Annotated in this window: 11 protein-coding genes and 1 tRNA gene; all 12 read right to left on the bottom strand. The window is 61.9% G+C overall.

The genetic code is table 11. The features are described 5' to 3' along the window. Nucleotides 1-58: 58 nt before the first annotated feature. Nucleotides 59-1,063 carry a hydrogenase expression/formation protein HypE gene (gene hypE, locus OKC43_RS00335; RefSeq protein ID WP_270658781.1) on the bottom strand — a complete coding sequence of 335 codons (1,005 nt, stop codon included), beginning with the start codon at nt 1,061-1,063 and terminating at the stop codon, nt 59-61. After that, complete coding sequence (gene hypD, locus OKC43_RS00330; RefSeq protein ID WP_270658782.1) at nt 1,060-2,178, bottom strand: hydrogenase formation protein HypD; 1,119 nt, start codon at nt 2,176-2,178, stop codon at nt 1,060-1,062. The genes hypE and hypD overlap by 4 nt, the downstream gene beginning before the upstream one ends. Continuing rightward, complete coding sequence (locus OKC43_RS00325) at nt 2,172-2,423, bottom strand: HypC/HybG/HupF family hydrogenase formation chaperone (protein WP_017784111.1); 252 nt, start codon at nt 2,421-2,423, stop codon at nt 2,172-2,174. Before OKC43_RS00325 ends, hypD begins: the two co-directional genes overlap by 7 nt. Nucleotides 2,424-2,428: 5 nt before the next feature. Continuing rightward, nucleotides 2,429-4,867, bottom strand: coding sequence for a carbamoyltransferase HypF (hypF, locus tag OKC43_RS00320; protein WP_270658784.1), 2,439 nt, complete (start codon nt 4,865-4,867; stop codon nt 2,429-2,431). Beyond that, on the bottom strand, nt 4,864-6,747 hold the full coding sequence (selB, locus tag OKC43_RS00315) for a selenocysteine-specific translation elongation factor (RefSeq protein WP_270658785.1): 1,884 nt from the start codon (nt 6,745-6,747) through the stop codon (nt 4,864-4,866). The genes hypF and selB overlap by 4 nt, the downstream gene beginning before the upstream one ends. Before the next feature lie 4 nt (nt 6,748-6,751). Further along, a complete protein-coding gene (selA, locus tag OKC43_RS00310) occupies nt 6,752-8,230 on the bottom strand; it encodes an L-seryl-tRNA(Sec) selenium transferase (protein WP_270658786.1) in 1,479 nt (492 codons plus the stop codon). 314 nt (nt 8,231-8,544) lie between these two features. Then, nucleotides 8,545-8,636 (bottom strand) — tRNA-Sec (locus OKC43_RS00305). 213 nt (nt 8,637-8,849) lie between these two features. Beyond that, nucleotides 8,850-9,341: a hydrogenase maturation peptidase HycI gene (hycI, locus tag OKC43_RS00300; RefSeq protein WP_270658787.1), complete on the bottom strand. Its 492-nt coding sequence runs from the start codon at nt 9,339-9,341 to the stop codon at nt 8,850-8,852. Then, nucleotides 9,341-9,754, bottom strand: a complete 414-nt coding sequence (locus OKC43_RS00295; protein WP_040065718.1) for a formate hydrogenlyase maturation HycH family protein — start codon at nt 9,752-9,754, stop codon at nt 9,341-9,343. Before OKC43_RS00295 ends, hycI begins: the two co-directional genes overlap by 1 nt. After that, entirely contained in the window at nt 9,747-10,562 is an 816-nt protein-coding gene (locus tag OKC43_RS00290) for an NADH-quinone oxidoreductase subunit B family protein (RefSeq protein ID WP_005333324.1), read from the bottom strand. Before OKC43_RS00290 ends, OKC43_RS00295 begins: the two co-directional genes overlap by 8 nt. Beyond that, nucleotides 10,562-11,119, bottom strand: coding sequence for a formate hydrogenlyase complex iron-sulfur subunit (locus tag OKC43_RS00285; protein ID WP_005345227.1), 558 nt, complete (start codon nt 11,117-11,119; stop codon nt 10,562-10,564). Before OKC43_RS00285 ends, OKC43_RS00290 begins: the two co-directional genes overlap by 1 nt. 9 nt (nt 11,120-11,128) lie before the next feature. Then, nucleotides 11,129-12,847, bottom strand: coding sequence for a hydrogenase large subunit (locus tag OKC43_RS00280; protein WP_040065714.1), 1,719 nt, complete (start codon nt 12,845-12,847; stop codon nt 11,129-11,131). Nucleotides 12,848-12,896: the final 49 nt, after the last annotated feature.

Raw genomic sequence — 12,896 nt, 5'->3', positions numbered from 1 at the left:
AACCGATATGGGGAGGAGCCGTGACTCCTCCCTGTAATTGACGGAACGGCATGGTTGCTCAACAGATCCGCGGCAGCAGCTCCCCTTGCGGCAGCTCCAGATAACGGCGGCTGCCCCAGGGGTTGTTGAGGATCACCTTGTGGCGATCGCTTGCCTGCACCACGCCGATCTGGCTGGCAGCGGGGTTGAATTGTCGCAAGATGCCCAGTGCGTCCTGCGCCTGTTCGGCAGGCAGGGCCAGCACCATGGTCCCCTCGTTGGCGAGATCATGGGGCTCGAAGCCGTAGAGCTCGCACAGGCCGCGTACCGGATCGCACACCGGAATGGTGGACTCCTCCAGCTCGATGGCAACGCCGGAGGCGGTGCTCCACTCGTTGAGCACGGCGGCGAGGCCACCGCGGGTGGCATCGCGCAGGGCGTGAGGGGTAATGCCAGCCTGCAGCAGCGCTTCGACCTGCGGCCAGAGGGTGGTGCAGTCGCTCTTGAGATCGGATCCCAGTTGCAGGGCGTCACGGGCCATCAGGATGCAGGCGCCGTGGCTGCCGATATCCCGCGACACCAGAATGGCGTCACCGGCCTTGAGGTTGCGTACCGAGATGCCCCTGCTCTGCTCAGGCAGAGGGAAGGTGCCGACCCCGCTGGTGTTGATAAAGATCTTGTCGGCGGCTCCCTTGGGCACCACCTTGGTGTCGCCGCAGACAATGCGGGCGCCGCTCTTGGCAAGCTCTGCTGCCATCGACTCGACGATGTGGGCGAGATCGGCGTAGGGAAAGCCCTCCTCGATGATAAAGCTGCAGCTCAGATACTCGGGTTTGGCCCCCATCATGGCGAGATCGTTGACCGTACCGGCGATGGCCAGTTTGCCGATATCGCCCCCCTCGAAGAACAGTGGCGAGACGGTAAAGCTGTCGGTGGTGAAGGCGACGGGGCCGTTCACCGGCAGCAGGGCGGCATCTTCACCGCGCAACAGGATCTCGTTACCAAAGTGGCGAAAGAAGAGCTGGTTGATCAGCTGGTTCATCTCCACGCCGCCGCCGCCGTGGCTAAGTTGTATTTCTCTCATTGTTCCTGGATCCCCATATATCGGTAGTAGGCATTGCAGGCCCCTTCGGAGCTGACCATGCAGCTGCCCATGGGCTGGGTCGGGGTGCAGCCCCGGCCAAAGACTTTGCACTGGTTCGGTTTGGCCAGGCCGCGCAGGATATCGGCGCACTGGCACGCCTTGTGGTCATCGATGGGAGTCTGATTGAGTTGAAAGTGGCGCTCCGCATCGCGTTTGGCAAAGGCATCGCGCAGGCGCAGGGCGGAGGCGTTGATATCCCCCAGACCTCGCCAGCGAAAGTGCTCACGGGTCTCGAAAAAGCGCTCGACCATCCGCTGGGCTGCTTTATTGCCGCTGGCGGTGACGGCGCGGCTGTACTGCACCTCCAGCGCATAGCGACCCTCCACCTTCTGGCGCACCATCATCAAGAGCGCCTCCATCACATCCACTGGTTCGAAGCCACTCACCACCACAGGCACCTGATAGCGTTCGACGATGGGCAGGTAGATATCGGCGCCGGTGATGACGCTGACGTGGGAGGGGCCGATAAAGGCGTTCACCTTGGCCACCCCGTCGGCCATCACCGCATGAATGGCGGGGGGCACCAGCACATGGTTGATATGAAACAGGAGGTTATCGACCTCTTGCTCTTCAGCGGCAGCCAGCAAGGCGGCGGTCATCGGGGTAGAGGTCTCGAAGCCGATGGCGAAGAAGACCACGGTTTTCTCCGGATTCTCTTTGGCGATACGCAGGGCATCGAGGGGGTCATAGACCGGGCGGATATCGCTCCCCTTAGCGCGCTGCTGGGCCAGCGTGCCTTTGGAGCCCGGTACCCGGATCATGTCCCCCAGGGTGACCAGAATGACGTTGGGTTGGCGGGCCAGCTCGATGGCCTGATCGATGCGCTCTTTTGGCATGATGCAGACCGGGCAGCCGGGGCCGTGAACGAACTCGATGCTGGCCGGCAGCAGCTGGTGCAGGCCGTATTTCATGATGGTGTGGGTGTGGCCGCCGCACACCTCCATCACCCGCAGCGGCTCGGGCAGGTCTTTGGCCAGTTCTGTAATTTGGGCGGCGAGGGCGCGGATCACCTCGGGCTGGCGAAAGCCCTGAAAGAGATCATTCAAGGTCAGCATGGCAAAATATCCTGCTCTGGCATCAGGGCCACCATCTGGCGGAAGCTCTCGAGGCTGGCCTGCGCCTCCTCTTCGTCAATCTTGCTCATCACAAAGCCGATATGGAGCAGCACATAGTCGCCCACCTGGAGGGGCTCTTCGAGCAGCATGCAGCTGACGCGCCGCTGCACCCCCAGGGTATCGACGGTGACGCAGTTATCTTCGGGGTGCAGTTGCACCACCTGAGAGGGGATGGATAGACACATGAATTTCAGGACTCCGACAAGGTGGCACAGCCGGTGGTGACAGGCTGATGCGTGGCAAGATGGTGGATGGCAAACCAGAGCTGACCGGCGGCGATGCCACCGTCATTTAGCGGCAGGGTTTCGCTGGTCAATACCTGCCGGTCGGCTGCTTCGAGAGCGGGCACCAGCTGGTCCATCAGCACCCGGTTTTGAAAGACGCCGCCCCCGAGCGCCACCGGATAGCCGGGGAAGCGCTCGGCAAGGGCGATGACCAGATTGCTGATGGCGCGGATAAAACCGGCGGCCAGGCTGGCAGTGGCGGTGCCTTGGCGCCGCTCGCTGACAAGGGTATTGATGAGCTCGGCCCACTCGATATGCAGTGGTCCCTCCGCTGATTGGCTCAGATCAAAGGCGAGGGGGAAGGGCTGTTCATCGGGGGCCAGCTGCAAGGCAGCCGCCTCCAGCAATAGCCCCGCTTCGCCCTCGTAATCCGGGGTGTCGATCACCCCCAAGAGCGCCGCCACCGCATCGAACACTCGACCGATGGAACTGGTGTAGGGAGTGTTGCGACCCAGCTGCCAGAGCTGGTGCAGGTTGCTGATCCGCTCTATAGGCAGTTTGTTGATCAACGGAATATCGAGGGCGCTGATCTGCTCAGGGCTGTGCGATTCAAACAGCAGCCCCAGCAGTTGGCGTACCGGCTCGCGGATGGCCGCCTCACCGCCGATCAGCTTGAAGGGTTTGAGGTGGGCAACATGATCGAAGCCCTTAACGTCTGCGATCAGCAGCTCGCCGCCCCAGAGGGTGCCGTCATCGCCAAGGCCGGTGCCATCGAAGGCAACCCCCAGCACCGGGCCCGTGATGTTGTGCTCGGCCATCACCCCCAGCAGGTGGGCGTGATGGTGCTGCACCTCGAGATGGGTTGCACCCTGATCCTGGCAATAGCGTTTGGCCCACTGGTGGCTGAGGTAGCCCGGGTGGCGATCCGAGACCAGCAGTTCGGGTTTGAGATCGTAGAGATCGCGAAAGGTGGCCAGGGTCTGCTCGAAGTGCTCCTGCATCGGCAGGCTGTGCAGATCGCCGATATAGGGGCTGTAGATGCGCTGGCGGCCGAAGGCGAGCGCCAGCTGGTTCTTCTGCTGCGCCCCGACTGCCAAGAGCGGCACCTTGACCGCCTCTTGTAGGGTGGGAGTGCAGGGGGCATAGCCCCGGGCGAGGCGCAACGTCTGGCGCCGCCCGCCTGCCCACTGCACCAGACTGTCGTCGCAAGGGTGCAGGATGGGACGGTTATGATCCAGGATGCCGTCAATCTCGCTGCCGAGTTCCCTGACCACCGCCTCGCACTCGATAAGGATTGGGCTGCCGCGACCATTGGCGCTGGTGGCCACCAGCGGCATGGCGCAGGCGTCCAGCAGCAGCTGATGGAGCGGGGTATAGGGGAGCATGATGCCAAGGTAGGGGATGCCGGGGGCGATCCCCGCGGCCAGCGGCGCGGCTGACGGTCCAGATTCTGAGAGCCGATCATCGTTAATGCGCTTGCGCAGCAAGGTGATGGGTCTGGCCTGAGAGGCGAGCAGTTGCCACTCGTCTTCGCTGCCGGTGACATGCAATTTGGCCTCGGCAAGGGAGCCCATCATCACCGCCAGCGGTTTGCGCGCGCGCCGCTTGAGTGTTCGTAATCTGGCCACACTCTGTTCATTGCGGGCATCACACATCAGGTGATAACCCCCCATCCCCTTGACCGCAATCAGCTTGCCTGCTTGCAGGGCGCGGGCAGCTGCTTGCAAGGCATCCTCGCGCTCGGCCAAGGCATCGCCACGGCCATTTCGCCAGCTGAGATGCGGCCCGCACTCGGGGCAGCTCACCGGCTGGGCGTGGTAGCGTCTGTTCAGCGGGTTTTCATAGGCCGCCGCGCAGCGCGGGCACATGGCAAAGCCCGCCATGGCGGTATGGGGGCGGTCGTAGGGGAGGCGGCGGATGATGGTGTAGCGCGGGCCACAGTGGGTACAGTTGGTAAAGGGGTAGCGATGGTGGCGATCTGCGGGATTGGCCACATCCGTGGCGCACGCTTCGCACATCCCCTGATCCGGCGAGATGGCGACCGTTGCAGAGCTCTGCTGCTGGCTCGCTTTAATTCGAAACTGGCCATGAAATTGGCCATCGAAGTCGGGATCATGAGCAAGGGGCAGTTCCCGCTCGCTGAAATGATCGATGCGGCTGAGCGGCGGCGCCAGTTCCCGCAGTTCGCGGGCAAAGCTGGCGAGCTGCTCGGGCGATCCTTCGGCGCCAATGGTGACGCCGTTGGCATCGTTCAACACATAGCCGGCAAGGCCGTGGCGCAGTGCCAGCCCATAGACGAAGGGGCGAAAGCCGACCCCCTGCACGATGCCGTCGATATGAAATTCGCGGCGCAGCCGGTTGGCCACAGGATTGGCAGAGCCAGAGGGGGCGATGGTGGCGATCATGCCGGCTCCATCTCATCTTGAGTCTGCGGCAAACGCAGTACCCGGCGCTCGTTCTCCTCGCGCCGCACCCAGCCATCCATCTCCATGCGCAGGCAGAACGGAATGGCGTATTTGCGCGACAAACCGGTGATCTCCTTGAGGGATGCCATGTCGATCAGATCTCCCACCTGCTGGCCCGCCAGCACGGCGGCGACCATCTGGTTGTAAAGCTCGGCGTCGTAGTAGATGGGGCCATCGAGCTGCACCAGATACTTGAGTCGCGCCAGATTGCGCAGCTGCTTTTGCAGGGCGCCTTTTTGCTGCAAGCCCTGCTGCAGGGCGGCGGGCAGCTTGCGGGTGATAAAGGGATCCAGCTCCACGCCGCCGGGGCCCAGTTTACCGGGCTCGTAACCCTCCTTGCCTTGATCTCGCACCACCTTGAGCACCAGCTGCGCCTCTTCCCCCAGATCATCTTCCGACTCGCCGCTGCCCTGCTGCCACTTGTTATGGTGCAGGCGAACAAGCTGCTCGCTTTTGAGCTGCTGGAGCAGGGCCTGAATGACCGGCAGGGCGATGCCAAAGCGGGTTGCCAGCTCGGCGGCGCTGAGCGGTTCGCTGGCCAGCGTGGCGAGCAGCTGGTCGCGGCTTTGGGCCAGCCAGCAGTTATCCAGCAGCCACTCACCGAGGGGGGTGATCTGCTCTGGCTGCTGGTCAAAGCGGCTGGCCAGCACATAGCCATTGAGGCCTAGCTGCAAGGCTGCGGGGTTGTAGCGCTCCAAGTCATCAGGCAGCTCGCCCAGCAGGGTGTGCAGCGCCTTGCGTCTGGCGGGATGGATGTCGCCGCACCAGACGATGCGGGCGCCGTGCAGCAGTTCGCTGCTGCCGTGGCGAATGATGGCGAGCGGCTGGCCAAAGAAGCAGGGGATGGGGCTGGTAAAGATCAGTCGCGCCAGCCGGGTATCCTTGATGGGCACGAAACGGGCCCGGCTATGCCAGCTGCCAAGGGCCACCTCGATCTCCTGCGTGCGCAGCGCCTTGCCGCTCAGGCTCTCGGCGTTGAGTCGCACAATAAGGTGGGTTGCCGCCTCGCACTGGCCAGCGGCGCTGGTAAGGCAGTGGCCGCGGGCCACCTCCTTGTGGGGCACTTTTTTCAGGCCCACCGCCACCCGGCAGACGGCGCCGATCTCGTCGACGCTCTGGTGATAGGCCTGCAGGGAGCGCACCTGCACTTCCCGATCGGCGGGGTAGAGGCGCAGCTTGTCCCCCAGCTTGAGGCAGCCCTGTTGCAAGGTGCCGGTAAGCACGGTGCCGGTGCCATTGGCGGTAAAGACCCGGTCTACATAGAGGCGCGGGGCGGCCTGTTCGCGGGGAGCATGATGCTCAGCCATATCTCCCAGCTGGCAGACGATGGCGGTGTGCAGGGCAGTCATATTCTCGCCGGTTTTGGCGCTGACGCTAACGATATCGGGCACCATGCCGCTCTCGTCCATCACCCGCTCCAGCAGGCTCTCTTCCAACAGCAAAAGCTCGTCGGGGGAGACCAGATCGCACTTGTTGATGCAGACCAAGAGGCGCGGCACTCCCATCGCCTTGAGCAGGCGCAGGTGATCGCCGGTCATCGGCATCCACCCCTCGTCGGCAGCAATCACCAGCAGCACCAGATCCAGACTCCAGAGCCCTGCCACCATGTTGCGGATATAGCGCTCGTGGCCGGGCACGTCGATGACGCCTATGGTGTTGCCCTGACCGTCGTCAAAGTGGGCAAAGCCGAGATCCTGGGTCATGCCGATGGCCTGCTCGTGGGCGCGGGCCGTGGTGATGCCGGTGAGGGCCTTGATCAGCAGGGTCTTGCCGTGATCCACGTGGCCGGCAAGACCGATAACGGCGCGATAGGGGGTCATGGGATCAGGGCTCCTCGGTTGCATTTGTTGCATTGAACGGGGCGGGCAGCAGCAATTCCCTGAGTTGGGCGATCAGCAGTTCCATCTCGGTCGGCAGCAGGGTCGCCATATTGAGCAGCACCTTCTGCTGGCGCACGGTGGCGATGACCGGCACCGGCAGTTCGCGCAAATCATCGAGCAGCTGCTGGGCCGGACGCGGGTCGGTGCACTCCAGCGCGGGCGCCGGATAGAACTCGTCCGGCAAGGTGCCGCCACCCACCACCAGCTGGGCCGGGACCGGCACAAAGCAACCGGGCAGGGCGGCCATCAGCCGGGAGGCTCTCGCCTGCATGGCGGCCGGGTTGCTCAAGGTGCGCTGGGCAATACCCTCACCGATGGGGGATTTGTTGAGCTTGTGGATGAGCAGACGTTCGAGCAGGGAGTAGACGATGCGGCTCGGGCGGAAGGTGCGCATCATGGGATGTTTTTCCAGCCGCTTGATAAGGTCGCTGCGGCCACTGATGATGCCCGCTTGCGGGCCCCCCAAGAGTTTGTCGCCGGAGTAGCAGACCAGATCCGCCCCCGCCTTGATGTACTGGCGCACCGAGGTTTCATCCAGTGCAAACTCCTCGGTGGTCAAGCCGGAGCCCTGATCCACCGCCAGCACTACATGTTCGGGCAGGGCGCGGGCCACCTCGCCGATATCGGGGGATTCGGTAAAGCCGCGAATGGCGAAATTGGATCTGTGCACCATCAGCACCAGCGCGGTCTGATCGGTGATGGCATCGAGGTAATCTTTGGCGGTAGTGATATTGGTGGTGCCCACCTCCACCAGTTTGGCGCCGGAGAGGGCCAGAATGTCGGGGATGCGAAAGCCGCCGCCAATCTGGATCTGCTCGCCGCGCGAGACGATCACCTCGCGCTCCTTGGCCACCTCCTGCAGCAGCAAAAAGAGCGAAGCGGCGTTGTTGTTGACCACCAGCGAATCCTCGGCCTGGGTGAGGCAACGGAGCAGGGGGGCGATCAGCCCCTTGCGCCCACCGCGTTTGCCGGTGGCGAGATCCAGCTCCAGATTGTTGTAGCCGGTGTTGAGGTCACGCACCTCGTCCCACAGCTCATGACTTAATGGCGATCTCCCCAGATTGGTATGCACCAGGGTGCCGGTGGCGTTGATCACCCGGGTCTGACGCTGGCGCAACTGCTGTTGGCAGCGTTTGGCAATCAGCGCCTCGATCTGCTCGGGGGCGACGCCATGCTGGCGAAAATCTTCGCTCTGGCGCAGCTCGCTCAGAGTGTCGCGCACCGCCTGAGTCACTAGCGGGCGGCTCAGCGTCTCGATAAACCCGGCGAGAAAGGGTTGCTGCAGCAGCTGTTCCACTTGCGGCAAACGTCGCGTTTGTTGCTGGCTGGGCAGTTGCTGTGAATCTGGCTGTGAATCGTCGGCAGCCTGACCTGATGCGGGCTGGCGGTGGGGGATGGCTGACGCGTGAGACGAGTTCGGCATGGGATTACCAGTGCAGTGCGTGGGTTCGGGATGCGCACCGGTTTGCCGATAGAGAGGCCGAGCTGACGGGTTATGGCACTGCTGGCGATTTGCGGATGACTGCAAACGGGGTGCATCAATGATCGGGTATAAATTAATGTTTCATCGATGTTGATAAATTAATTTTTGGCCAGCGAGATAACCTGATGTCGGATTATATTGGCAAGCGGCAAGCACCTTTTTTAAGGTATTACTTCAAACATATTGAACAAGCGATGAAAATAATATTCAGGCTGACAAACTTAGCGAGAGAGTATTTTTTCAATAGATAAATTTGGCGGAAGAGGCAGGAATCGAACCTGCCAAAGCCTTCTCGGCTCACATCGGTTTTGAAGACCGAGGAGGCCACCAGACCCCATCAACTTCCGTAACGGCCGCCATTTTGTGGCAAATCTCTGTGACTGGCAACGCTTTTTTTGTCATAAAAAAGCGAGGGTTAGCGATTTTTTGAAAAATTCAAAGAACCTTGTTTTATATCAAGTTCAGCACAATTAGCCCGATGTTTTTAATTTAACATCGGGCCTCGATCACATTGCCAAAAGCGTCAGTCAATAACGGTCGTTAACAACTCGATAAATAATCACCGCTTGGCGTTGGCAATATTCCACTGATCCAGTTTCTCTATTAACAAGTCGGTATCCTTGGCGGCATCAAGGTGCTGATAAAGATAATCCATCGCCTCGCTCACCATCTCGGTCATCGGGAAGGAGAACGCCACGATGGCCGGTTGTACCCCGACAAAGATCACCTCGGGGACAAAGGTCTTGAGCTCGTCGATCAGGAAATTGAGCGGCATATTGTGGGTCGAGAAGATAAACATCTCGGCGATGGTCTCGGGGGGGATCACCTGCAGGGTTCCCGCCTTCTCGCCGATCTCGGCGGCATCCACCAGCACCACCCGCTCCGGTTGCAGCTCCCGCACCTTGTAGACCACATTTTCCGGCGCGATGCCGCCATCGATATGGATCCAGCCGGGCAGGTGGGCGGCTTGCAGCTTGTCGGCGAGATAAGGGCCGGCACCGTCGTCCCCCATCATGGCATTGCCCACGGTCAACACGAGATTGCAGCCCATCAGCGGCTCCTTACCATCAGGTACATATGGGGGTCGTTAAAGAGGGCGGTGAGCTGATCCATAAAGGTGTTGGTCCAGCCCAGTTCCTGCTCATCGAGTAGATTGTCGGCTTTGCGCAGTCGGTCGAAGGCGCAGGCCAGCATATGGCAGTGCTCGCGATAGATGGTGATCTCGCCAAAGGTGAGAAATCCCTCCATCTTGCGGCGCGCTTCACTTCCCTCTGGCAGCTTGGCCACCCAGTCGCGATAACCGATCAGCGAGCAGACCAGGTCTGCTCGCAGGCAATCGACGATGCCGAGGTGATGGCCGATGGCGAGGCTGTAGTACATCACCTCCTTGGCCTCTTCCGGCACGTCGAACTGCTCGTCGACGAACTTGCGCGAGAGGCGGTAGAAAAAAACCTCGTCAGCCATGTACCGCCTCTCCCTTGCCGGCCGCCCGGTTGAGGCAGGCGTTTGCGAGGTTGTTGACGATCTCCGAGAGGCGCGGATCGTCGTGCTGATCGAGGTAGCTCTGGATACGCAGATCCACATCCTGCTGGGTCGCCCCTTCGAGCAGGGCCATAAACTCGTCGGCGATGATCCGCCCCTGCCGATAACCGGCCATGCGGCGCGCTTCGCGTTCGATCATCACCCGGATTTCGTTGGGGATGCCGGTGTGGCGCAGCTCAACCCGTTCACCCGGTTGCACCTCGTGGCTGGTGGCTTTGAGTTTTTGTTCCAGCAGACCAAGCGCCACCGCAAAGCCGTAGATGGTAGCCGCCGGTGTCGGAGGGCAACCCGGGATATAGACATCTACCGGCACTATCTTGTCGGTGCCGCCCCAGACGCAGTAGAGGTCGTGGAAGATGCCACCGTCACAGCCGCAGGCGCCGTAGGCGATGCAGATCTTGGGATCGGGCGCCGCCTCGTAGGCGCGCAGGGCCGGTACCCGCATCGCCCGGGTCACCGCGCCGGTAAAGAGCAGGATGTCGGCGTGGCGGGGGGAGGCGACCACCTTGATGCCGAAACGCTCGGCATCGAACAGCGGGGTGATGGTGGCGAAGATCTCGATCTCGCATGCGTTGCAGCCGCCGCAATCGACCCGGTAGACATAGGCCGAGCGGCGAATGTCCTTGAGCAGGGTCTTCTTGAGTTTGGTGATCTCGGGATCCTGTGCCAGCGGCACGGCACGGGTATGGGCATGGCCGACAACCGGTTCTATGCCTTTGATCTTGCTCATCACATCCACTCCTTTTGTGCGGCCATCGGTGTGGCTATCGGTGTGATCAGGGCCGAGTCAGGCTGGCTCAGCATGCTCTGTTTTCGTTTGCAGTCGGGGCAGTGGTGCAGTCGCTCCGGGGTCGCGAGCGGTGTGCCCGCCTGCTTGAGGGTGTCCTCCACCAGCGCCACCAGCTTGCTCGGGGCAAAGTAGGTGCCGCACAGGGTGCAGGGGGCCAGCGCGAAGCGGGCCTCCTCATAGAGATCCGCCTTGTTGGTCACCGCCAGTTCGAACTCGGGGGAGAGGGCGATGGCGCGGGTCGGGCAGACCTCCTCGCAGCGGCCGCAGAAGATGCAGCGCGCCATGGAGATCTCCCAGCGCCGTTCGCCGGTCTCCATATCCACTTCCATCACCAGCGCGTTGGCCGGGCAGGCCTTGGTGCAGGCGGCGCAGGCGATGCACTGATCCGCCTGATATTTGGGTTTGCCGCGAAAATCCCGGTTCACCTCGTAAGGGGCGAAGGGGTACTTGGCGGTCGGGGTGCCAGCCTTGAGGATGGTCTTGAACAGCTTGATCATGATGACCCCTTATTTCAGCGGAGAGTTTTTGCGATCGATGCCGTAGCGCTCGATCTCCTTGTAGGAGACCACGGTGGATTTGCCCTTCTTGGGGTCGACCAGGGTGACCCGGTCGGTACAGGAGTAGCAGGGATCCAGACTGCCGATGATGAGCGGCGCATCCGCCACGGTATTGCCGCGCAGCATGTAGCGCAGAGCAGGCCAGTTGGCGTAGGTGGCGGCGCGGCAGCGCCAGCGGAACAGCTTCTGGTTATCCCCGGTCATGCTCCAGTGGACGTTCTCGCCGCGGGGCGCTTCGGTAAAGCCCAGCGCAAACTTGCCCGGCTGGTAGGTGAAGCCTTCGGTGAGCAGTGGCCCTTCCGGCAGGTGCTCAAGACCAAACTCAATCATGTCGAGGGAGTCGTAGAGCTCGTGGATCCGCACCAGTACCCGGGATTGCACATCGCAACCCGCCTTGGTCTGGATCTCCATCGGCAGCTCGCGGTAGCCAGCAAAGTCGTGGACCCGGCGCACGTCACGTTTGAAGCCGCTCGCCCGCACCATGGGGCCGACGCAGCTGAAATCGCGGGCAATCTGCGGCTCGAGCTTGCCGATACCGATGAGGCGGGAGGAGATGTTGGCGGTATCCAGCAGCATGGCCACCAGGGGCTTGAGCTCATCACGGAGCTCGCGTACCAGCTGGGCACCCTTGATGCGATCTTCCTTGAAGATGTCGCGGCGTACCCCGCCAATCAGGTTGAGGCCGTAGGTCTTGCGGGCACCGGTCAGCAGCTCGGCCAGGGTCATGGATTTCTCCCGCACCCGGAAGAACTGCATAAAGCCGGTGTCGAAACCGGTAAAGTGGCTCGACAGGCCGATGTTGAGGATATGGCTGTGCAGGCGCTCCACCTCCAGCAGCACGGCGCGGATCATCTTGGCCCGCTCCGGCACCGGAATACCCATGGCGTTCTCCACCGAGGTGGTGTAGGCGACGCTGTGGGTAAAGCCGCAGATGCCGCAGACCCGGTCGGTCAGAAACGCCACTTCGTTGTAGCCCATGCGGGTTTCCGCCAGCTTCTCCATGCCGCGATGGACATAGAAGAGGCGGTAGTCGGCATCGATGATGTCTTCCCCATCGACGAACAGACGAAAGTGGCCCGGTTCATCCGAGGTGATGTGCAGCGGGCCGACCGGCACGATGCGGTTGGCATCACTGCCGAGTTCGTTGACGAAGGGGTAGGTCTCGGTGTCGGTGGTGGGCATCGGGCGCTGGCGATAATCCATGGCGTCCTTGCGTAGCGGGTGGATATCCTCCGGCCAGTCGTCCGGCAACACCAGACGGCGTTCGTCTGGCAGACCGATGGCACGCAGGCCGTACATGTCGCGGATCTCCCGCTCGCCCCACACCGCCGCCGGAATGGTCGGGGTGATGGAGGGGTACTCCTGGGTATCGGCATCTACCAGCACCTTGACGGTGATCCAGCACTTGGTGTCGCCCTCCATGGAGAAGACGTGGTAGACGGCGAAGTGGCCGTTGAGGCTGCGCTCGTCATTGGCAAAGGAGAGCGGAAGCCAGCCCCCCAGCTGGTGGAAGATCAGGCTGGCCGTTTCCACCAGACTGGTGGGCTTGACGGTGATGGTGGCCTGATCGGCGGTTTGCCACTCCTCGTCGACGATGGCGTGGGGCAGTTGTGCTCGCACCTGCTGGATGTAATCGCAGCCGATGCGATCCGAAATGGCGATGGTCATGCAGTTCTCACTTTAATGTTCGGGAATGAGCATTCACAAATGATGAAAT

This window comes from Aeromonas sp. Y289-2 (assembly GCF_027705925.1).
Lineage (GTDB): Bacteria > Pseudomonadota > Gammaproteobacteria > Enterobacterales > Aeromonadaceae > Aeromonas > Aeromonas veronii.
The sequence above is the reverse complement of the archived record's forward strand: the minus strand, read 5'-3'. Positions and strand labels throughout refer to the sequence as shown.